Origin of the sequence: Sphingomonas anseongensis (assembly GCF_023516495.1) — a bacterium.
GTDB lineage: Bacteria > Pseudomonadota > Alphaproteobacteria > Sphingomonadales > Sphingomonadaceae > Sphingomicrobium > Sphingomicrobium anseongensis.
In genome coordinates, this window is sequence record NZ_JAMGBC010000001.1 from 508,450 (window position 1) to 529,356 (window position 20,907).

Genomic DNA, 20,907 nt, shown 5'->3' on the forward strand with positions numbered 1-20,907 from the left:
CAATGGCAATGGACAAGGCTGACCTGCAGCGGCGGATGCACGGCGCTCTCGAGGCGTTGAGGCACGACCTGTCGGGACTCCGGACGGGTCGCGCTTCCATCGCTCTGCTCGATACGATCCACGTCGAGGTCTATGGCGCCAACATGCCGCTCAACCAGGTGGCGACGGTTTCCGTGCCGGAGCCGCGTCTTCTGACCGTGCAGGTCTGGGACCGGTCGAACGTGCAGCCGGTGGAAAAGGCGATCCGCTCCGCGAACCTCGGCCTCAACCCGGTTACGGACGGCCAGCTCATCAGGCTTCCCATCCCCGACCTGACGGAAGAGCGCCGCAAGGAGCTCGCCAAGCTTGTCGGCCAGTATGCCGAGAAGGCCAAGATCGCGGTCCGCAACGTCCGCCGCGACGGAATGGACCAGCTCAAGACCGACGAGAAGAAGCACGAGATCAGCGAGGACGAGCGCAAGCGGCTCGAGCACGAGGTGCAGAAGCTCACCGACGACACGATTAGCGAGATCGACGAGCTTGCCGAGTCCAAGGAGAAGGAAATCCTCGGCAAGTGACCTCTCCCCAGGCCGCTTCAGCGGAGGGGGCAGCGGCGCTCGTTCCGCGCCACGTCGCGATCATCATGGACGGCAACGGCCGCTGGGCCGCCCAGCGCGGGCTGCCGAGGGTTGCTGGGCACAAGGCCGGAGCCGAAGCGGTTCGGCGGACCCTGCAGGCGGCCGCCGATGCGGGCGTCGAAGTGCTCACGCTCTACGCTTTCTCGTCGGAGAACTGGCGCCGCTCGGACGAGGAGATCTCCGACCTCACAGGGCTAATGCGCTACTATCTCGAAAAGGAGCTCGATCGCCTGCTCGAGGAGCGGGTGAAGCTCAGGCTGATCGGCGATTATTCGGCATTCGGCCCCAAGATGACTGGGCTTCTCGAGCGCGCGGTGGAAAAGACCGCGGGCAACGACCGCCTGACCCTGGTCGTCGCGCTCAATTACGGATCGCGCCTCGAGCTGGCGCGAGCGGCTTCCACGCTTGCTGCCAAGGCCGTCGCCGGCGACGTTGCTCCGGGGGAAATCGATGAGGCGGCCCTGGCTGCCGAGCTCGACACCGCCGGCTTGCCGGAGCTCGACCTGTTGATCCGAACCTCGGGCGAGGTCAGGCTGTCCAACTTCCTGCTTTGGCAGTCGGCCTATGCCGAGCTCCTGTTTAGTCCTGTCCTGTGGCCCGACTTCGACGAGCAGGCCTTCAGCGATGCGCTCGCGCAGTTCTCGGCTCGCCAGCGCCGGTTCGGCGGCCGATGAGCGAGCTTCTCGTCCGCACCGCCACGGGCGTCGTCATGGCCGTCGTCGCACTGTTTGCAGCCTTTCAAGGCGGCTATGCCCTGGCGGTCCTCGCAGCAGCCGCGGCCACCGCCGTATTCTACGAATGGACTCGGCTCGCCAAAGGCTGGGGCGCGGCCTGGTACATCGGCGGTTTCGCCTACGCGCTGCTGGCCGCGCTCTCGCTCCTTTGGGTGCGCGAGCGTGCCGAGGATGGGCGCAGCCTGCTGCTTTGGATCTTCATCATCGTCTGGGCGACCGACATCGGCGCCTATGTTTCGGGCCGCTCCATCGGCGGACCCAAGCTCGCTCCTGCAATCAGCCCCGGCAAGACCTGGGCCGGCTTTTACGGCGGCGTCGCGGCGGCGACCCTCTTCGGCGGGGCCTGGGTACTGACGACGGGCCTTTACTGGCTGGTCTTGCTGCTCGCTCCGCTCTTCTCGGTTGCATCTCAGGGCGGTGACCTGTTCGAAAGCTGGATGAAGAGGCGGGCGGGGGTCAAGGATTCCGGGCGGCTGCTCCCCGGCCACGGAGGCGTGTTCGACCGCCTCGACGGACTTCTCCCAGTCGCGATCCTGACCGCGCTCGCGGTCATCGCGGGCATGGCATGAAGCGGCGGATCGCAATCCTCGGCGCCACCGGCTCCGTCGGCCGGTCGACGCTGGACCTCGTTGAGCGCTCGCCCGCGCGTTTTGAGGTGGTAGCGCTGACCGCGCGGGGCAACGTCGAGGGCCTGGCCGACGCTGCGATGCGAACCGGAGCGAAGCTTGCGGTCATCGCCGATGAGGCGCGCTACGATGAGCTCCGCGATCGCCTCGAGGGAAGCGGATGCCGCGCTGCTGCTGGCGCCGAAGGGCTGGTCGAAGCGGCTTCGGGTGACGCTGACTGGGTAATGGCCGCGATCGTCGGTTGTGCTGGCCTCGTTCCGACCATGGCCGCGATCGAGGCGGGCAAGACGGTGGCCCTCGCCAACAAGGAAGCGTTGGTCACCGCCGGCGCGCTGATGATGGACGCGGCGGCCCGGAGCGGCGCCACTTTGCTGCCGGTTGACAGCGAACATAACGCAATTTTCCAATGTCTTGCCGGAAGTCGTAGAGAAGATGTCTCACGCCTTGTGCTGACTGCCAGCGGTGGCCCTTTCCTGGGCTCCTCGCTCGAGCAGATGAGCGAGGCTACTCCCGACCAGGCGGTCGCCCACCCGCGCTGGTCGATGGGTGCCAAGATCTCGGTCGATTCCGCTACCCTGATGAACAAAGGCCTGGAGCTGATCGAGGCGCACCATCTGTTCGCTTTGCCGTCCGAGCGGATCGACGTCGTCGTTCACCCCCAGTCGGTCGTTCATTCGCTCGTCGAGTTCGTCGACGGATCCATGCTCGCCCAGCTCGGTAGCGCCGACATGCGGATCCCGATCGCCTACACCCTCGCGTGGCCCGAACGGATGGCGACGCCTTCGCAGCGGCTGTCGCTGACCGAGATCGGCCGGCTGGACTTCGAGGCCCCCGACCTCGAGCGCTTCCCGGCGCTTCGCCTTGCGCGCGAGGCGCTGGAGCGCGGGGAAGGGGCGGCGATCGTCCTCAATGGGGCGAACGAGATCGCCGTCCAGGCTTTCCTCGAGGGTCGGATCGGCTTCTGCGACATCAGCCGGACCGTCGAGCGGGCGCTTGGCGAAATCGATGCCTCGAGGCCGCGCTCCGTAGAGGAAGTAGTTGCACTCGATGGGGAAACGCGCGACCGGACCAGCGCACTTATTGCCGAAAGCCGCCCGTAATGCTCGCGCAACCCCCCGCATGGCTGATCATTGTCGCGTTCGTATGCGCGATGGGTCCGCTCGTGTTCATCCACGAGCTTGGCCATTATGCCGTCGGCCGCCTGTTCGGCGTGGGGGCGGAGACCTTCTCGATCGGCTTCGGGCGAGAAATCACCGGCTGGACCGACCGCACCGGCACCCGCTGGAAGGTCGGCTGGCTCCCTCTCGGCGGCTACGTCCGCTTCGTCGGCGACGAAAGCCATGCGGGCGAGTCCGACGCGCCGCACGAAACTGACCCGCGCAGCTTCGCCGGCAAGCCCGTCTGGCAGCGGTTCCTGATCGTCCTTGCCGGGCCGGTGGCCAATTTCCTTCTGGCGTGGGTCATTTTCGTCGCTTTTTTTACCCTGGTCGGCGCGCCCCTGACCAATGTCGTCGGGGCGGTTGAGAAGGGGTCGGCGGCCGCTGCCGCCGGCATTCAGCCTGGTGACCAGATCGTGGCGATCGCCGGACGTCCGACTCCGACCTTCTCCGACGTGTTCAGCACCGTCGTGGTTCGTCCCGACGAGACCGTGAGCGTGAAGATCAAGCGCGGCGACGCCCTGGCCGTCTTCCCGGTCCACCTCCGCAAGGAGATGATGGACGATCCGGCCGGCACCAAGTTCGAGCGCGGGATCCTCGGCGTTCGCCCGACGACCGGGGTGAGCGAACCTGTCGGCATCGTCGAGGCGGTCCCCCTTGCCGCTTCCTTCACAATCGGGATGACTCGTTCGATCGTCGACGGCATCGTCCAGCTGGTCAGAGGCCGGATTTCTCCAAAGCAGCTCGGCGGGCCGATCAAGATCGCGCGCGTGGCCGGCGAAGGGGCAGCGCAGGGGCCGCTGGCGTTCGTCAGCCTGCTCGCGTTGCTTTCAATTAATCTCGGATTCATCAACTTGTTGCCAGTCCCCATACTGGATGGCGGCCATCTCTTTTTCTATGCAGTCGAAGCGGTTCGCCGGCGTCCGGTCAGCGTCCAGGCGCAGGAATGGGCGTTTCGCGGAGGCCTTGCACTGCTCGTCGCGTTACTGTTCTTCACGACCGTGAACGATCTCGGCTCATTCGGCGTCTGGGAACGGCTCGGGCGCTTGATTGGCTAGGGCGCATGGGGCAGGGCTGCACATCCACAGGCCGCAGCGTTCGCGAAGCGGCACAGCATTCAAGGGCGGGAACGCGTGACTCCAGATAAAGCGAACATTTCCAGGCGTGCGGGTGCCATTCTTCTGGTCGGCACAATCATCGGTGGCTGGTCCGCGCCGCTCCTTGCCCAGGACACGAGCCAACCGCAGCCGGCGCAGGCGCCTGCTGCGACTCCACAGGCAACGCCCCCGGCCCCGACGACCCTGACCGCTCCTGAAGCCGCGGGAACGATCCGCTCGATCGCGGTCCGGGGAAGCCAGCGCCTCGAACCGGCGACGATCATCTCCTACGCAAATCTTCAGCCGGGCCAGACCTACACCGCCGAAACGCTGGATCAGGCGCTGAAGGATCTCTACGCGACCGAGCTGTTCGCCGACGTGGTGATTACCGGCGCGGAAACCGGGAACATCGTGATCACTGTCCAGGAGAACCCGGTCATCAACCGGATCGTCCTGGAGGGGAACAAACGGCTCAAGTCCGACAAGATCACTCCGGAAATCCAGCTCAAGCCGCGCGAGATCTTCACTCGCTCCAAGGCCCGGGCTGATGTCGACCGGATCATCGAGCTGTACAAACGCCAAGGCCGCTTCGCCGCCCGCGTCATTCCCAAGATCGTTGAGCAGGACCAGAATCGCGTCGACCTGATCTTCGAAATTTACGAAGGCCCGGTGTCGAAGATCCGCAAGATCAACATCATCGGCAACCAGACTTTCGACGATGGGCGCCTGCGCAAGGAAATGTACACTCGCCAGGCGGGCGGAGTGCTCGGCTTCCTCAAATCGAACGATACCTATGATCCCGACCGCCTGGCCGCAGACCAGCAGAAGCTTCGCGCCTTCTACCTGACGGAAGGCTATGCCGACTTCCGCGTCGCCTCCGCGCTTGCCGAGCTTACGCCCGACCGCCGCGACTTCATCATCACCTACGTCGTCGAGGAAGGCCCCAGGTACAAGTTCGGCCCGGTGACGGCGGACAGCGCGCTTCGCGACCTGCCCAAAGAAAAGATCATGCAGCAGGTGCATATCCAGCAGGGCGAGTGGTTCAACGCAAAGGCCGTCGAGGACACCGTGACCGCGCTCAACGAGACCGCGGGCAACCTTGGCTACGCGTTCGCGGACATCAATCCGTCGTACAAGCGCAACCCCGAAACCCACACGATGGACGTGACCTTCCGCGTCGGCGAAACACCGCGGGTGTATGTCGAGCGGATCGACGTCAACGGGAACACCATCACGCACGACAAGGTCGTCCGCCGCGAATTCCGGGTGAACGAAGGCGACGCCTTCAACGCCATCAAGATCAGGCGATCGCAGGACCGGATCCAGTCGCTCGGCTATTACCAGGACAATATCGAGGTAAAGCAGACGGAAGGGTCGGCTCCCGACCGCGTGGTCCTGGGCGTCGACCTCGAGGAGAAGGCGACCGGCCAGCTTCAATTCTCCGCCGGCTACTCGAGCATCGAGAGGTTCCTCGTCTCGCTCGCGGTGTCGCAGAACAATTTCCGCGGAATGGGGCAGAGCCTCGACGCGGGCGTGAGCTGGTCGCGCTATTCCAAGTCGATTTCGGCGGGGTTCACGGAGCCCTACCTGTTCGACAAGCAGATCCTGCTCGGCGGGCAAATCTTCCGCCGCGACTATAATGCGTTCAACTTCCTCGGCGGCGAGCGGAACACCACCTACCGGCAGCTCAGCACCGGCGGCGGCTTCCGCCTTGGCTTCCCGCTCACCGAGTTCATGACCTGGGGCACGCGCTACTCGCTGACCTGGGACAAGGTCACGCTCAGCAAGGCGCTCTACTTCACCGATCCGGACCTCGTTCCGGACCCTGACGGAAGTGGTCCGCTGACAGGGAGCAACGGACCGTTGCCGCTGGCCTGCGATCCGCTCAAGGCCGGCCGCTATCTTTGCGACGAGCTCGGTTCGAGGCTGACCTCCTCGGTCGGCCACTCGCTGGCTTTCGACAACACCGACGGAATCCATCCGACCCGCGGGCAGAGGTTCGTTTTCAGCCAGGATTTTGCGGGGCTCGGCGGTGACGTGAAATATCTGCGCACGCGCGCCGATGGCACGAAATATCACAGCTTCGGCGGCGGCTGGATCCTGTCGGCGCATCTGGAGGGAGGGCACATCCTCCCGCTGAAGAAGAGCAATGAGCCAGGTGTTGACCCGATTCGCCTGACCGACCGATTCTTCGGCAACGACATGCGCGGCTTCGATATCCGCGGCATCGGCCCAAGGATCATCCGCGTTCCCTATGACGACACGGGCAATCTTTCCGAAGTCAACTTCGACAAGATGGAGACGACCAACGGCACCCGGCTGGTCAGCGACGCGATCGGCGGCCATTCCTACTATATGGGCCGGATCGAGCTCGAAGTTCCGACGAGCTCTTCGATCCGAAGCCTCGGCCTTCGCCCGTCGGCGTTCGTGGACGTCGGCTCGGTGTGGGGCCTCAAGACGCCCAGCCTGATCGACATTCCCGGCACCTGCAACCCGGTGGACATCACTGGCGGCGCGACCCAGATCGTGCTTGCACCGGGCCAGACCGCTGCCAATTGCCCGACGTCGAACTACACCTTCATTCCGGGCTTCAAGGAAATCTTCCTCGGAAGTTCGCCCAAGCCGCGGCTTTCGATCGGCTTCGGGGTCAACTGGACCTCGCCGTTCGGCCCGCTGCGCATCGACATCGCCAAGGCCTTGCTCAAGCAGAAGGGCGACGACACCAAGCTCTTTTCATTCAACGTAGGAACGCAATTCTGATGAAACATCTTCTCCTTTCCGCCGCGGCTGCGGCGATCATGCTGGTGCCCGCTTCGGCACAGGCGCAAGCTGTTCCGGGTGCGGTCGTCGCTGTCGTCGATCTCGAAAAGGTCACGTCGGACTGCAACGCATGCAAGACTGCCCGGGCTGCTCTTCAGGGCCAGGTGAATGCCTACAACTCCCGCAAGCAGGCGCTGGCGACTCCGCTCGAAGCCGAGCAGAAGTCGATCCAGGCGGCTATCGACGCCCTGAAGGGCGCGGCACCGGACGCGGCTCTCCAGGGGCGGATGCAGGCGTTCGAAACCAAGCGTCAGCAGGCGGCCACACAGATCGCAACGCAGGAACAGCAGATTCAGCGGAACTCCGCATATGTGTCGCAGCAGGTCCAGGCGAAGCTCAACCCGATCTTCCAGCAGGTCATGCAGCGTCGCGGGGCCAACCTGCTCATTGAAGTGGGAACGACGCTCGCAATCGCTCCGACCGTGGAAGTCACCAATGACGTGCTCGCCGGGCTGAACGCGGCCCTTCCGTCGCTCCAGGTCGTCGCTCCGGCCCAGCCGAAGCAGCCGCAGGGGCGGTGAGCGAAGCCGCGGAAGGGAAGGGGCTAGGCCCGCTGGACATCCGGCGGGTTATGGCCGCGCTTCCGCACCGCTACCCCCTGTTGCTCGTCGACAGGGTCGAAAGCCTCGACCCGGACGGCGGCATCGTCGCCATCAAGGCGGTGACGATGAACGAGCAGTTCTTCCAAGGGCATTTCCCGGGGCGGCCGATCATGCCCGGAGTCCTGATCGTCGAGGCTCTCGCCCAGGCGGCAGGAGTGCTTGCCGTCGAATCGCTGGGCCTCGCCGGGTCCGGCAAGCTCGTCTATTTCATGGCGATCGAAGGCGCGAAGTTCCGCGCCCCGGTCGAGCCGGGCGTGCTGCTTCGCCTTGAAGTCCAGTTCGTCCAGAAGCGGCCGACGGTGTGCAAGTTCGCCGGCCGCGCACTGATTGAGGGAAAGGTTGTAGCGGAGGCCAATTTCACCGCGATGATCGCCGATCCTCCGTCGGACTGATCAACGGCCGCCGAGACGTACCCCGGCAAAGACCGCTCGCCCTTCGGTCCGGTAGCCGACCACATCCTGGTATTTCGCGTCGAACAGGTTCGACACACGTGCGAAAAGCTCGACCCCGGGCCGAACGGGATAGGCGACCCGCCCCCCCGCTAGCCAATAGGCTTTGAGGCGAACCTTCTGCGCCGGAAAGACGTCGAAGTTGGTGTCGCTCCGGGTACCCACATAAGCGACACTACCGCCGTAGGTGAGGCGGCCGCTGGCGCCGTCGAGGGCGAGCGATCCGCTGTGTTTGGGCCGCCGAACCTCGCGCAACTGCGATGATGGAATAGCGCCCGGCTCGGTCGCATGGAGATAGGCGTAGGTGGCGCTCAGCCGCAGCTGCTTGCCCAGCTTCCAGCCGAACTCCGCTTCAATCCCCGACCGGTGGCTAGAGGTGGAGCGATTGGCAGTGGTCGAGGTAAAGGTCGCCGGATCGAACAGGTCGATGATCTCGTCGTGGAGTGTCTGCTTGTAGCCCGTGACCGCGGCGTCGATCGGTCCTCGCCTGAAGCGCAGCGAGGCTTCGAACCCGCGTGAGCTCTCGGGCTTCAGCGACGGGTTGCCGATGAAGGTCCCCGGAAACACTCCGAAAAGGTCGAAGAAGGTGGGCTGGGCGATCCCTTCGGAATAGGAAGCTGCGATCGAGAAGCCGCCACCCACAGCGAAGAGCGCCGAAGCTCTTACCGTGGTCGCATCGGCGAAGGCACTAAACGAATCCCGGCGGACCGCGATGTCCGCCACAAGCGGTTTCAGCTCCGCGCGCCACTCGGCCGTGACGGCATCGTGGCTGCGATGGCGATGCTGGTCGCTGGCGTTGAAGAAGATGATGTCGCTCGCTTCGAAGGTCTCGCGGTCGTGGTCAAGCGCAACGATGGCTGTGTGGCGCACCGGGCCGGTTGAGAAGCGATATTCAAGCTGGCCGTTGACGGTCCATCGATCCCCCGCAGTCCGGTTGATCTCCCCATTGCCGATGAAATTGCGGTTCGACGAGCCGAGCAGCGACGTTGCGATGCTTCCGCTCAGCCCGCTGACCTCATCGCCGCCCTTCAGCCACAGACGTCCCGCAGAAAGACGGTTCCTGGTGTTGTCGAGCGTGTCGGTATGCTGGAACGGCGGGTCGGGATTGAACCCGTCGAATTCGCTTCGGCCGTCCAATGAGAATGCGGCTGCACCAACCTCGAACCCCGGAGCAAACTCCCAGCTTCCGCGGATACGGCCCGAAAGGTTGCGGTAGCCGTCGCGGTCGCCCTCGCCATTGAAGCTGTCGATGCCGGTGGCTCGCTGCCACCCAATTGCGCCGGCGAGGGTTGCGTTGGAGGAAACGAGCTGGCCAGAAGCCGAAAGTCGCCGGAAACCGAAGGAGCCGGCTTCTCCTGCCGCCGAATAGCCAGGCTCCGTAGGAGCAAGGCCGTTGACTGCTATCACGCCGCCGATGGCGTCCGACCCCCACAGCGCCGATTGCGGCCCGCGGACCACCTCGATGCGCGAGATCATGTCGGAATTGAGGAGCTCAAACCTCGGCGTGTCGTTCGCGGCCGGATCGTTGGCGCGGATTCCGTCGATGAACAGCAAAGTGTGATTGGCTTCGGCACCGCGAATCCGGACCTCGGCGAAGCTGCCAGCGGGACCACTGGTTTCGACCGCTGCCGACGGGACCAGCCGGAGCAGCGACACGGCGAGCGGATCGCCCAGCCTTTCGATCTGCTCCTGGTCCCGCACCGTCGTGCTCGCGGCAGATTTCGACCGTTCTTCAGGCGCCCGCGATGCGGTGACGACGATTTCGGGGGTGGCGTCGGCCGCGGCGAGAGAAGTGAGCAACAGGGAAATGAGCATCGGGAACCTCCTTGAACGACTGCAGCTGTCGTCTCGGAGGCGCCGGCTGCCGCGATGGCGTCCGGCTCCACGCATCTCGGCTGTTCCCGGCCGGGGTGCGGACGACGGACGGGGGCAGGTTCCTGACTAGCCGCTCGAAAGCGGCTTCACAGTTGCGGGCACAGCGCCGGAATTCCACCGGCTTCCCTTTTGACCGCCCCCGCCGAAGCTTGGCTTCGTGGGCGGCACCCTCGTCGCGGACTGGCTAAGTCTCGCCGCGGACAATTGTCAATCGAGCGCCGGGGTGGTTATGAACGGCTGATGCAAAGACTGGGACTGACGATGGACAAGAACGCCCGACTGCTTGCGCTTCTCGCCGCGATCTTCGCGGCGGCCGCGATGCGCCTGCTTCCTCATCCACCGAACTTCTCTCCGATCGCTGCGATGGCGCTGTTCAGCGGCGCCTACATGCCGCGGCGGCTGACGGCGTTCGTCGCTCCCTTTGCTGCGCTGCTGATTAGCGACGCGCTCCTTGGCGGTTTCTACCCGGGCATGAACTTCGTCTATCTCAGCTTCGGGCTCACGGTGTTGATCGGCTGGCTGGTCGCCAGGCAAAAGACCGCGGTGACCATCGGCGCCGCAGCGGTCGCAAGCTCAGTCATGTTCTTCGTCCTCACCAATTTCGGCATGTGGCTGTTCAGCGGCATCTATCCGCTGACGAGGGAAGGGCTGGTCGCCTGCTACGTCGCCGCGATCCCGTTCTTCCAGAACACGCTCGCGGGCGACCTCACCTTCACGGCGGCGCTGTTCGGCGGTTTCGCGATTGCGGAGCGGTTCCTGCCGGCCATTCGCCAAGCTCGCCCGGCCCACGCCAGGGCCTGACTGCGGTTGCATCGCGCGGCCTCAGCCTCTATGGGGCCGCGACGCCTTTCCGGCTGGTCGGAAACCAGCCAAACCCAAGGAAAAGACAATGAAATCCGGTACCCACCCCGATTATCACATGATCACGGTCGAAATGACCGACGGAACCAAGTTCCAGACGCGGTCGACCTGGGGCAAGGAAGGGGACACCCTTCACCTCGACATCGATCCCAAGGTTCACCCGGCATGGACCGGCGGCAACCAGAAGCTGATGGACACCGGAGGCCAGGTCGCGCGCTTCAACAAGCGTTTCGGCGGGCTCACTCTCGGCAAGAAGTGACGGGTGCAGCTTGTCGGGGGGACAAGCGAGCACGGCACGCCTGGTGCGCGAAGCTCCACGGATAGAAACCGAACGTCTCGTCCTTCGCCCGTGGCGCAAGGACGATTTCCGTCCTTGGCATGCGATCATGCAGCATCCCGACGTGCATCGGCACTTCGGCCCGCAGCCCATGGGTACCGAAGAAGCGTGGCGCCGGCTGACCGCGGCCGTTGGAGGCTGGCAGTTCAATGGCTTCGGGACCTGGGCAGTCGATCGCAAGAGCGACGGCAAGCTGGTCGGCAACGTTGGAATCTTTACCGCCTGGCGCGGCCTTGACCCCGAGTTCGGCGATGAGCCCGAGATGGGCTGGATCTTCGCAGCAGAGACCCACGGACAGGGCTTCGCTCGCGAAGCCTGCAACGCCGTAATCGACTGGACGGAAGGCAATCTCGAGCCGAAGCCGCTGTGGGCCATCATCGCGCCGGAAAACGAGCCGTCGCTAAAGCTCGCCCAGAAACTCGGCTTTGAGCGGATCGGCGAAACGCTCTACCACGACGACCCGACTGTAATCCTCAAACGCCCGGCGTGGGGGTAGGCTACCAGCCTCCGCCGCCACCGCCGCCACCACCGCCACCCGAAAAACCGCCGCCGCCCGAGCCGCTGCTCGATCCGGGCGCAGTCGATGCCGAGCTGACGCTGCTTGCGAGAGACGAGCCGACGCTCCGGGTGAAGCCGTCTGGGTCGCTCCACGGGCTGGTGGAGCCCGAATACCAGGCGAAGCCCTGTTGGCCCTGCGCAGCGGCGGCAGCGAGGACCGGCGCGAACCGGTCCGCCCAGCGGTTTTCGACGCCGAGAGCGATGGCGTAGGGAAGATATTTCTCGAAGATCTCCGGCGTGTCGGCGGGCGAGGTCATGCGGTCCAGCCGCTCGCGCTCGGTGATCGACAGATACTGCTTGAAACCGGCGACATGGTCGAGAACGCGGCGGCCTTCGGTCGTCGGCGCGGACATCCACCAGAAACCCGATATGACGATGGGCAACGACAACGCCGGCAGGAGGAGCGGGAACCACCAACCGCTGTCGAGCGCCTGGATGAACCGGGGCGCGCCGATTGCGACCGCTCCGAATGCCAGCAGCACGCCAAGGCCCGTAAAAAGGCACTTGCCGGCGGTCGTCACCTGTTTCTGGAGGATAAGGAGCAACGCCGCGGCAACTCCGGCGCCCAGAGCTATCGCGATCTGGATGCCGGAAGCGAATCCGCTGGCGAAGGCGACGGATGCAGCAGCGAGCCACATCGCCGCGACGAAAACACCGAAACCGGCAGCGGCCCAGCCGAGGTTTCGCTTGAACAGGTTGCCTTCGTATTTTTCCTTAAGAATAGATTCCAACTCTTTCTTTGCGGCGGAAAAGTACGTGTGTTGGTCCTGCTTCATCTCCCTCGTTTCGCCGGGCGAGGAGAGAAGCTGGTTGAGCGCAGCCTGCTCCTCCGGCGGGAGAGGGTTGGTGCTGGACAGGCGCTCGATGGTTCGGACGTCCGAGGACAGCAGCCCGCCGTCGCGCTCCGAAATCCGGATGTGGCCGCGAACCCCCATGTCGACCAGGGCGGCGGCAAAAGCCCGGTTGTCGGCGCCTTCCTTGACGACATAGCGCATGCCCGCGGGGCTGAGGTCGTCGCTGGGACTGAACAGAGGCACGATCGTCCCGGCGCGCGGATCGCGGCCGACCCTGTGCCAGGCCAGATAATAGAAGGTGAGCACCGCGAGCAGCCCGAAGACGCCGATGATCGGCGGGCCGTTGTCCGCAAGCCACCACCCGAGCTTCGTGTTCTGGCCCGGTTCCCCCACCACGCCCTTGGGGAAGGCCGGCGCGACGGTCAGTCCTTCATAGGGTCCGAGCGGCCAGGTGGTCCGGAAGACTATCTCGCCCGGCCTCTCGCTGACCACCTGAGCATTGCTGTCTTTCGACCCCTGCGGTCCCGTGTAGGAGGCGCGCTGGCCGAAGCTGGCCGGGGAGGGCAGGCGGATCCGCGCTTCGGCAACGTCGATCGGGAAGATCCAGCCGTTGCCGGTCGCGTTCCAGTAGAGCTCGTCGTAGCCGCGAAAGCGGCCAACCTGGCGGGTCGTCCGATAGTGGATCACGTAGCGGTGCTCGCCCGGCTCAATCTCGGTGTCCGCGCTTCCGACCTTGATCCTCACTCCGTTCGACAGGGGCTCGACGCTCGCCGGCTCCGGATGCCCGTCGCGCTCCGCGCTTTCAAAGGTGAAGCCGACCCGCACCCGCCTTCCGTCGCGTCCAGTGTAGAGGGTCGGAAAGTCGCGATAGATTCCGTGGCGGATCCGGTCGCCCTCGGAATGGACGTCGATCGTTTCGGTGACCTTGAGCGCCGAATCCTTCTGGATCGACACGTCGCTAACGAAGCTGGTGATCCTCTCTTCGGCCGCAGCTGGTGCCGCGGCAAAGAGTAATGCGGCGATTGCCGCCAGCAGAGTTCGCACGGTCAGGCCGCCGGGCGAGCGAAATCGATCTTTGGCGCCGTCTGTATGCTCTTGTCCTCATCCTCGTAGAACGGCTCTTCGGCGAAGCCGGCGGGCCGGGCGATGAGAACGGGCGGGAAGCTCTGGATCGTCGAATTGAGGTCGCGAACCGTCGCGTTGTAATAGCGCCGCGAGCTCTGAAGCTCCGTCTCGATATTGGCAAGCTGGTCCTGAAGCTGCAGGAAGTTCTGGTTCGCCTTCAGCTCGGGATAGGCTTCCGCAACGGCGAACAAGCGCCCCAGCAGGCCCGTCATCGTCGCATCAGCCTGTGCGGTCGCCTCGACGCTGCCGGCGTTGACCGTGGCGGCGCGGGCTCGAGTGACCTCCTCGAAGACCTCGCGCTCGTGCGTGGCATAGCCCTGCACTGTCTCGACGAGGTTGGGGATGAGGTCGGCGCGGCGGCGGAGCTGGACGGTGATCCCGCTGAAGCCTTCCTTCACCAGGGCGCGAAGGCGCACGAGCCGATTGTAAACGCCCACCGCGTAGAGAAGCAGCAGGACGATGACGCCAACGACGATCCAGCCGATAAGACTCATGTGAAGGCCCCCCTTAAGTGAGGCGAGCTTAAGGCGATTCGAGGTCCTCCGCTAGAAGGCGGCGATTCCGGTAATTGCGCGGCCCATGATCAGCGCGTGCACGTCGTGCGTGCCCTCATAGGTGTTCACCGTTTCGAGGTTGGAGGAGTGGCGCATCACGTGGAATTCGGCGGAGATTCCGTTGCCGCCGTGCATGTCGCGCGCCATCCGGGCGATATCCAGCGCCTTGCCGCAATTGTTGCGCTTGATGAGGCTGATCGTCTCCGGGACAAGCTCGCCTGAATCCATCCGCCGGCCGACCCGAAGCGCCGCCTGGAGGCCGAGCGTGATCTCGGTAATCATGTTGGCAAGCTTGAGCTGGACCAGCTGGTTGGCCGCGAGCGGTTTTCCGAACTGCTTGCGGTCCAGCGTGTACTGGCGCGCAGCGTTGTAACAGAATTCGGCCGCGCCCATCGCTCCCCAGCCGATTCCGTAGCGGGCGCGGTTGAGGCAGCCGAACGGACCTTTGAGGCCCTCGACATTCGGGAGGAGGGCGTCCTCTCCAACCTCGACATTGTCGATGACGATCTCGCCGGTGATCGAGGCGCGGAGCGAGAGCTTCTCCTTGATCTTCGGTGCGGACAGGCCCTTCGCGCCCTTTTCAAGGACGAAGCCGCGAATTTTGCCGTCGTGCGCCTCCGACTTCGCCCAGACGACGAAGACGTCGGCGATCGGGGAATTGGTGATCCACATCTTGTTGCCGGTGAGGACGTAGCCGCCCTGAACCTTAGCCGCGCGAGTGCGCATGCTGCCCGGATCGGAGCCTGAATCGGGTTCGGTGAGGCCAAAGCAGCCCACCAACTGGCCTGTCGCCAGGCCCGGAAGGTATTTCTTGCGCTGCTCCTCCGACCCGTAGGCGTGGATCGGGTGCATCACGAGGCTGGATTGAACCGACATCGCGGAGCGGTAGCCGCTGTCGACTCGCTCGACCGCGCGGGCGATCAGGCCATAGCTGACGTAGCCGAGGCCGGCGCCGCCATATTCGTGCGGGATGGTGGCTCCAAGCAGGCCAAGTTCACCCATCTCGGTGAGGATCGAGCGGTCGAAGTCCTCGTCGAGATAGGCCTTGGTCACCCGCGGTTGCAGCTTCTCCTGCGCATAGCCTTCGGCCGTGTCGCGGACGAGCCGCTCCTCGTCGGTAAGCTGGCTGTCGAGGCCGAAGGGATCGGCCCAGTCGAACGGCAAAATGGCTGGTTCGGCCACGAAGAAACCCCCGCTTGCGGAAACGCCGCTCCTCTAGCGGGCGCGCCGGGTCTTCGCCACCCCCGCTCAACCCTTGGGCTTGCCGGCCCCTCCGCCGCCGAAGCTGCGCTTGATCGTCAGCCCGACGCTGGTGTGGATGTTGCGCTCGCGGATTTCCTGGAACCGCGGGTCCGGGTTCGTCCGGTTGGGGCGAAACAGGAGCCTGTTCGCAGTCGCGTTCGTGTCGAGGATGTTGTCGAGATCCAGCCGGATCGTCGTCCGCTTGTCGGGTCGATATTCAGCGAAGGCGGTCGCGTAGGGACCGCCGTTCCAATTGCTGTAAATCTCGTCCGTCCGGAACAGGTAGAATTTGTCGCGGTCCGACACTGCGAAGCCGTAAGAAAAGGCGCCGTGGTCGCGGCGAAGTTCCGTGTACCACTGCCAGGCAGGCCAGAAGTCGGTCCAGCGGCGCTGCTCGTGGGAGATCGGGTCTTCGACGCGGGTGCGCTGGAGCGTCAGCTGTGCCTTCCAGCGGACGCCGGAAAGGCCGAACTTGCCGAGCGGCGCGTCGAGGTTGAAATCCGCGAACATGCGCTTGCCCGTGCCGAGGTTGCCCGGCGCGTCGAAATCCCCTTCCGGAGTCGACACCAGGATACGGTCTTGGAGCATCGAGACGAGGTCGTAGCCAAGCTCAAGCTTCACCAGGCCATCGCCGAGGATCGGCTTTTCGGCGAGAAGTCGCGCTTCCCAGGTCCGCTGCGGCTGAAGGTCGGCATTGCCGCCGTTGATCCGGTCGCTGGAAAGCTCCGCCGAGCTGATGAAGTCGTAGAAGTTCAGCTGCGCGACTGTCCGCCGGAGGCTGGCCTGGGTGTGCCAGCCGCCGCCCGGTCGCCAGTCGAGAGTGACACTGGGCTTGAGGAACTTGAGGGTGCGGTCTGCAAGCGCATCGCCGCGGACCTTGAGCTTCGACGCCTCGTAACGCAGCCCGAGATCGATGCGGACCGTTTTCGATAAGGACCGGCCCGCGTTCACGTAGCCTTCGCCGCGCAGCTCGGACACCGTTGCGCTCTCGATCGGCAGATCGAAGTGAGTCCTTCCACCTTCGTCGTCGAGCAAGAACAGGTCGAGCTGGGAATCGAGCTTGTTGTAGGCGACTTCGAGGCCTGTTTCGAAGCTGAAGCCCAACAGCTTGGGCTTGGAATAGCTCAACCGTCCGATCGTTTCCTGGAGCTTGGCTTCCTGGATCTGCTCGAATCCGCCCAGGAGCGGGCTTCCGCCGACACCGCGGTTGTAGCTGGCGTCGAAATTGTCGCGCTTGCGGCGGGTTGCGAGGCCGACGAACTTGATTGCGCCACTTCCGAGCGGCCGCGAGATATCGCCGCCCAACTCGATCACCGGGTTCTTGTAGTCCTGGATGAGCTGGTCGTCGCGCTCGGCGCCGACTGTCGGGGTGACGTGGTTGGACTGGCGAAGGAAGAAGGTGCTCGGCGACCAACGCGCGTTGACGTGGATCGCGTTGTTGTCCCCATGCTCCAACGCCCAGCTGCCCGACAGGAAGGGATCGTGCTGGCGGATATCGTTGATCTTGCGCCGGTGCTCGAGCAGGTCGCCGGTTGCGAAGGCGAACAGGTCGTCGCTGCCCTCCTCGCTATAGTCGTTGCGTCCCGTTCCAGCGGAAAGGTTGAAGCTGGAATCCCCCCGCTTGATCAGCGCCGTGATGTCGGCATTGGGGACGATGTTGCCCCTGAAGTGTCGGTTCGCTGAAGCGCTGACCTCTCCATCGAAGCCGGCGACTGCCGACATTACGATGTTGAGCACCTGCCCCTTGCCGGCATAGTCCGCGCCGTAGAGGTCGCCCGGACCGACCTCGACCCGCGTCACGCGGCTGGCGGGAATTCTCGATAGCAGGGTTTCCAGCGATTCCGACTTGGCGCTCGGCCTCGCGCCGTTGATGACGACGTTGCCGACGGCACCGGCAAAGCCGCGTACGTCGGTGTTGCCGAGGTCGAGGCTGAACCCCGGAACCTGGCGCGCGATGTCGAGCGCCGTGCGTGGAGCGAAAGGCGTGAAGAAGGACGCTTCGTACTGGAGCGTGCGACTGCTCTTCGGCGCAGAGTTCACATTCGCTGAGCCCGGGGGGGCCTGCGTGGGCGGCGGCTGTTCCGCAGGCGTTGCCTGTGCAAAGGCCGCGCCCGGCAGGACAAGGACCGCGACCGCCGCTGAAGTGAGCAGAACCGAGTTACGCATTCATATTCCCTGTTTTAATGTGGTAACACAGCTCCAACCGAAATGGCCGTTCCGCCAGCGGCGTTCGACCAACCGACAGACGGTTTCGCCAGCGGCCGGCCAGTTTCGACGTTCTGCCGGTTGCGTGGCCGGTTGAAACTCATTCGCTAGAAATTGCCCTTGATCGACAATGTGAAGATCGGGCCGACCAACTGGTTCTGCTTTTGGAAGAAAAGCAGCGGCGACCGGTCGCGGAAGCCGTCGAAGACGGTGCGCCACACCCGATGCCGGCTCTCGATGATGTTATCGACCGAAAACCGGACCGTCGTTCCCAGCACGTTCTTATTCTCGACGTAGACGCCCGCGAAGTAGGGCAGGTCGAGATTCTGATTGATCTCGGTCAGGAAGAAATACTTCGTGTAGTGGTTGCGTTCGGCGTAGGCGCTCCAGGCCCAGGACGTTCCGGGGACATCGTGACGCAGCTGGACGCTCCACCACTTGTCGCGAATGCCTGAAATTGCGCGCGTTTCGTGGGTGAGCGGATCCTTCACCTTCGTCCATTCAACGCCGAAGGTGAGGTCGACCTTCGCGCCCTTGAAGCCGGTCGGATCGAGCTGGATCGTGCTCACGCTTTCGAACCCGTAGCGGTCCGCGCGCGGCAGGTTTCCGATCCCTTCTTCATCGTCTCCGATAGGAATGACGTCGATGATGTCTTCCACGCGGTAATAATGGAGGTTGAGCCGGGTCTTCCCCCATTTGCCGAGATCGTGCGCGAACTCGGTCTCCGCCTCCCAGCTCTGCGGCGGCACGAGCTCGGGATTGCCCGCATTCTCCCGGTCGTCCGCGAGCTTGGGCTGCGCGAGGAAGTCGTAGAAGCTGATCTGGCCGACTCGGCGGCGAAGCTTCAGGCTAAGGTCCCAGGACGGCTTCGGTTGCCATCCCAGAGTGACGCTTCCCTTCGGGCGGAAAAATTTGCGCGGCGCCTGATCGTCATCGACCCGGTCCAGCTCCGAGATTTCCGCTCCGGCCGCGACCTGCAGGTTGAGGTTGGATGCGAGCGGCCGGCTCCAGGTCCCGATCCCCTCGTATCGGACCTCCGTGACCTTGCCCGTCCCGTTGGGGAAGGGAAAGGGGACGAACTCGCCTTCTGGATCGAGGGTGAAGAGGGCGCCTTTCTGGTCGAGCGAATTGAACGCGCGTTCGAGCGAGACCTGGAAGTCGTTCTTTCCCGTCTTCCAGCCATATTCGCCGCGAAAGATGGTTTCCCCGATATGCGTGTCGCGGCTGAACCGGCTCCCCGTGTCCGGCGCTCCGGTCGTGTCGAAGCGGAGGATGAGGTCCTGGAGCAGGGGCTCATGCTCCCAGTGGCGGACTCCGATCAGCTTCAGACGTCCGGGCCCGAGCGCGAACTCATAGTCGCCGTTGATGTCGGCATAATAGCCGTCGAGCTTGGTGGTGATCGTCCGGGTTCGGTGCTCGTCGGTGGCGAGGATGGTCCGGTGATCCTGCTGGAAAGCCGGGTTCCAATAAGGCGTGTAGCCAAGCGTCAGGTTGCCGACCGACGACCCGGGCCCGTCCAGCCCGAACTTCGCCTGCATGTTCGCCTGGTCATATTCGGAGTGATAGACCTCGCGGCGCCTCTCGGTGAGGACGCCATCGCCGTTGCGGATGTAGACGGGGCCTCCGAATGCGCCCCGGCCCGGGCTGTTCTTGATCGAAAGAGTATAATCCAGAGGACCCGTCTTGCCGTTGTAGCTGACCGATCCGGCGAGGAATTCCGGCTTTGCGAAGTGGGCCCGGAAGTGCGGCCGATATTCGAACTGACCGGCGGACTTCTGGTTCTGCTTGACGATGACGTTCGCCACTTGGCCCGAAAGCCCCGCGATTCCGAGGCTCGCCGCATCGACGATCTCGATCCTCTCGACGCTGGAGGCGGAAATGCGCTGAAGCTGGTCGATCGCACCGCCGGACTTGTTGGCGATGCGCTGGCCGTTGATCAGGACATTCTCGGATGCCTGGCCGAGGCCTCGCTCCTGGTCGGCGCCCCGGATGGAGAATCCGGGAACCTGGACCAGCATGTCGTAGGCGGTCTTGGGAGCAAACCGGGCAAAATCGGCGGGAGCATAAACCCGCTTTTGCCCCGCCGACTTGGCGACTGGCGGCGGCACTGCCGCGGGGTCAGTCGTCTGTGCAGCCGCTGCCGAGGCCAGCAGGAAGCTGGCCGCCGAAGCCATCAACGCAACTTTCAAACTGTGGCTGGCCTTCGTCATGACTACCCCCAAATCGATCGTTAGAGTATTAGTGATATAATACAGTGAGGCAAACTAGTGCTTGCGCATGTCCTCGCTGACGGCGCGGATCTGAATGAGATGGTCCGGCGAGGGCAGCGTGTCGCCCTGCTGAACCGCCCGGACGAACTCAGGAGTGACGTTCATCGCCTTGAGCTCGACTAGCTTGTCGACCGGCAGGTGGCGGTATCCGATGCGTTCGAATCCCGCGATGAAATCAGGCGTGATGTTCATCGCCTTGAGCTGCACCAGCTCGTCCGGCGGCAGGTTCGCATAACCGGCGCGGGCGAAGCTGCCGATATATTCGGGAGTGATCTTCAAGGCCCCGAATTCGACCAGGCCCTGCAACGCCTGCGGCCGATAACCCTGACGGGAAAGCTCGTCGATGTAAGCCGGAGTAACCTCCACAGCGGTCAGCTCGATCAGCTTTTCGATCGAAGGCGTCGGATAGCGTGCTCTCGCCAAGGCATCGACGAGATCGCGGCGAACGTTGAGAGCGATCAGGCCGAAGCTCTGCTCTTCCGTGGGCCGGGCGATACCGTGATCGCTAAGGAAGCGGTCGAAATCGGGGCTCGAGGTCATCGAGCAATTGCCGCGGGCCATCTGGTTCCCGCCGCTGCCGGCGCAGTCGACTCGGCCGGCGTCGCGAGCGATCGCGAAGCGGAGCTGGCGGGTGCCTGGACTGTTGAGAGCGGCGGTATCGAGGCCGCTGAGTTCGTCCGGATGGAACGACGTTTCCCAGTTGTTCTCCGAGTGGCCGTTGCGCTCGCGGGTGAACTTGACGTGCACCTGGTCGCCGCTTCGTGGGACGATGGTGAACTGGAGCGGCAACGAGGTACCCGCCACGCAAGCGGAGGACACCGTGATTGCGGTCAGCAACAGAGCGGCGATGAAAGCCAACATCCTCGTCATGTCACGTCTCCTTTTCCTCAATGCTTCGGGCAAAGTTCGCCCGCCCGCCTCTTCCAGGCGGTGAAAATTCGCTTGTCTTGAAGTTCAGCTCAGTCGGTCAGGCCGGCGGAGCGA

At 64.2% G+C, this 20,907-nt stretch carries 18 protein-coding genes and 1 riboswitch; of the genes, 11 read left to right on the top strand and 7 right to left on the bottom strand.

What is annotated here, in order from left to right; all coding sequences use genetic code 11:
* Positions 1-2: 2 nt before the first annotated feature.
* The 8 genes from frr (at position 3) to fabZ (ending at position 8,045) form a co-directional block, all read left to right on the top strand.
* Positions 3-557 carry a ribosome recycling factor gene (frr, locus tag LZ519_RS02590; protein WP_249867174.1) on the top strand — a complete coding sequence of 185 codons (555 nt, stop codon included), beginning with the start codon at positions 3-5 and terminating at the stop codon, positions 555-557.
* On the top strand, positions 554-1,291 hold the full coding sequence (gene uppS / locus LZ519_RS02595) for a polyprenyl diphosphate synthase (RefSeq protein ID WP_431358077.1): 738 nt from the start codon (positions 554-556) through the stop codon (positions 1,289-1,291). Before frr ends, uppS begins: the two co-directional genes overlap by 4 nt.
* Positions 1,288-1,920, top strand: coding sequence for a phosphatidate cytidylyltransferase (locus LZ519_RS02600; RefSeq protein ID WP_249867175.1), 633 nt, complete (start codon positions 1,288-1,290; stop codon positions 1,918-1,920). The genes uppS and LZ519_RS02600 overlap by 4 nt, the downstream gene beginning before the upstream one ends.
* Positions 1,917-3,077 (top strand): 1-deoxy-D-xylulose-5-phosphate reductoisomerase, encoded by a 1,161-nt coding sequence (locus LZ519_RS02605; protein WP_249867176.1) that lies wholly within the window; start codon positions 1,917-1,919, stop codon positions 3,075-3,077. Before LZ519_RS02600 ends, LZ519_RS02605 begins: the two co-directional genes overlap by 4 nt.
* A complete protein-coding gene (locus LZ519_RS02610) occupies positions 3,077-4,192 on the top strand; it encodes a M50 family metallopeptidase (RefSeq protein ID WP_249867177.1) in 1,116 nt (371 codons plus the stop codon). Before LZ519_RS02605 ends, LZ519_RS02610 begins: the two co-directional genes overlap by 1 nt.
* A gap of 75 nt (positions 4,193-4,267) precedes the next feature.
* The gene (bamA, locus tag LZ519_RS02615; protein WP_249867178.1) at positions 4,268-6,991 is read left to right on the top strand and encodes an outer membrane protein assembly factor BamA; all 2,724 of its coding nucleotides are present in this window, start codon (positions 4,268-4,270) and stop codon (positions 6,989-6,991) included.
* Positions 6,991-7,572 (top strand): OmpH/Skp family outer membrane protein, encoded by a 582-nt coding sequence (locus LZ519_RS02620; protein WP_249867179.1) that lies wholly within the window; start codon positions 6,991-6,993, stop codon positions 7,570-7,572. Before bamA ends, LZ519_RS02620 begins: the two co-directional genes overlap by 1 nt.
* The gene (gene fabZ / locus LZ519_RS02625) at positions 7,569-8,045 is read left to right on the top strand and encodes a 3-hydroxyacyl-ACP dehydratase FabZ (RefSeq protein ID WP_348539373.1); all 477 of its coding nucleotides are present in this window, start codon (positions 7,569-7,571) and stop codon (positions 8,043-8,045) included. The genes LZ519_RS02620 and fabZ overlap by 4 nt, the downstream gene beginning before the upstream one ends.
* Here the strand turns inward: fabZ and LZ519_RS02630 are convergent, their stop codons facing one another.
* Complete coding sequence (locus LZ519_RS02630; RefSeq protein WP_249867180.1) at positions 8,046-9,917, bottom strand: TonB-dependent receptor domain-containing protein; 1,872 nt, start codon at positions 9,915-9,917, stop codon at positions 8,046-8,048.
* 96 nt (positions 9,918-10,013) lie between these two features.
* Positions 10,014-10,164, bottom strand: a riboswitch (cobalamin riboswitch).
* Between the two features lie 53 nt (positions 10,165-10,217).
* Between LZ519_RS02630 and LZ519_RS02635 the strand changes: the two genes are divergently transcribed.
* The 3 genes from LZ519_RS02635 to LZ519_RS02645 all read left to right on the top strand — a co-directional run bounded on the left by LZ519_RS02635 (position 10,218) and on the right by LZ519_RS02645 (position 11,671).
* Positions 10,218-10,778: a DUF6580 family putative transport protein gene (locus LZ519_RS02635; protein WP_249867181.1), complete on the top strand. Its 561-nt coding sequence runs from the start codon at positions 10,218-10,220 to the stop codon at positions 10,776-10,778.
* An 88-nt stretch (positions 10,779-10,866) separates the two neighbouring features.
* The gene (rpmE, locus tag LZ519_RS02640) at positions 10,867-11,097 is read left to right on the top strand and encodes a 50S ribosomal protein L31 (RefSeq protein ID WP_249867182.1); all 231 of its coding nucleotides are present in this window, start codon (positions 10,867-10,869) and stop codon (positions 11,095-11,097) included.
* 43 nt (positions 11,098-11,140) lie between these two features.
* On the top strand, positions 11,141-11,671 hold the full coding sequence (locus tag LZ519_RS02645) for a GNAT family N-acetyltransferase (RefSeq protein WP_249867183.1): 531 nt from the start codon (positions 11,141-11,143) through the stop codon (positions 11,669-11,671).
* 1 nt (position 11,672) lies between these two features.
* Here LZ519_RS02645 and LZ519_RS02650 read toward each other — a convergent pair whose 3' ends face one another.
* The 6 genes from LZ519_RS02650 to LZ519_RS02675 form a co-directional block, all read right to left on the bottom strand.
* A complete protein-coding gene (locus LZ519_RS02650) occupies positions 11,673-13,571 on the bottom strand; it encodes a DUF2207 domain-containing protein (RefSeq protein WP_249867184.1) in 1,899 nt (632 codons plus the stop codon).
* Between the two features lie 2 nt (positions 13,572-13,573).
* Positions 13,574-14,146, bottom strand: coding sequence for a LemA family protein (locus LZ519_RS02655; protein ID WP_249867185.1), 573 nt, complete (start codon positions 14,144-14,146; stop codon positions 13,574-13,576).
* Positions 14,147-14,197: 51 nt separating this feature from the next.
* Positions 14,198-15,388: an acyl-CoA dehydrogenase gene (locus LZ519_RS02660; protein ID WP_249867186.1), complete on the bottom strand. Its 1,191-nt coding sequence runs from the start codon at positions 15,386-15,388 to the stop codon at positions 14,198-14,200.
* A 66-nt stretch (positions 15,389-15,454) separates the two neighbouring features.
* Complete coding sequence (locus LZ519_RS02665; RefSeq protein ID WP_249867187.1) at positions 15,455-17,488, bottom strand: outer membrane beta-barrel protein; 2,034 nt, start codon at positions 17,486-17,488, stop codon at positions 15,455-15,457.
* Between the two features lie 272 nt (positions 17,489-17,760).
* Complete coding sequence (locus LZ519_RS02670; protein WP_249867188.1) at positions 17,761-19,863, bottom strand: TonB-dependent receptor plug domain-containing protein; 2,103 nt, start codon at positions 19,861-19,863, stop codon at positions 17,761-17,763.
* A 54-nt stretch (positions 19,864-19,917) separates the two neighbouring features.
* Complete coding sequence (locus LZ519_RS02675; RefSeq protein WP_249867189.1) at positions 19,918-20,793, bottom strand: hypothetical protein; 876 nt, start codon at positions 20,791-20,793, stop codon at positions 19,918-19,920.
* Positions 20,794-20,907: the final 114 nt, after the last annotated feature.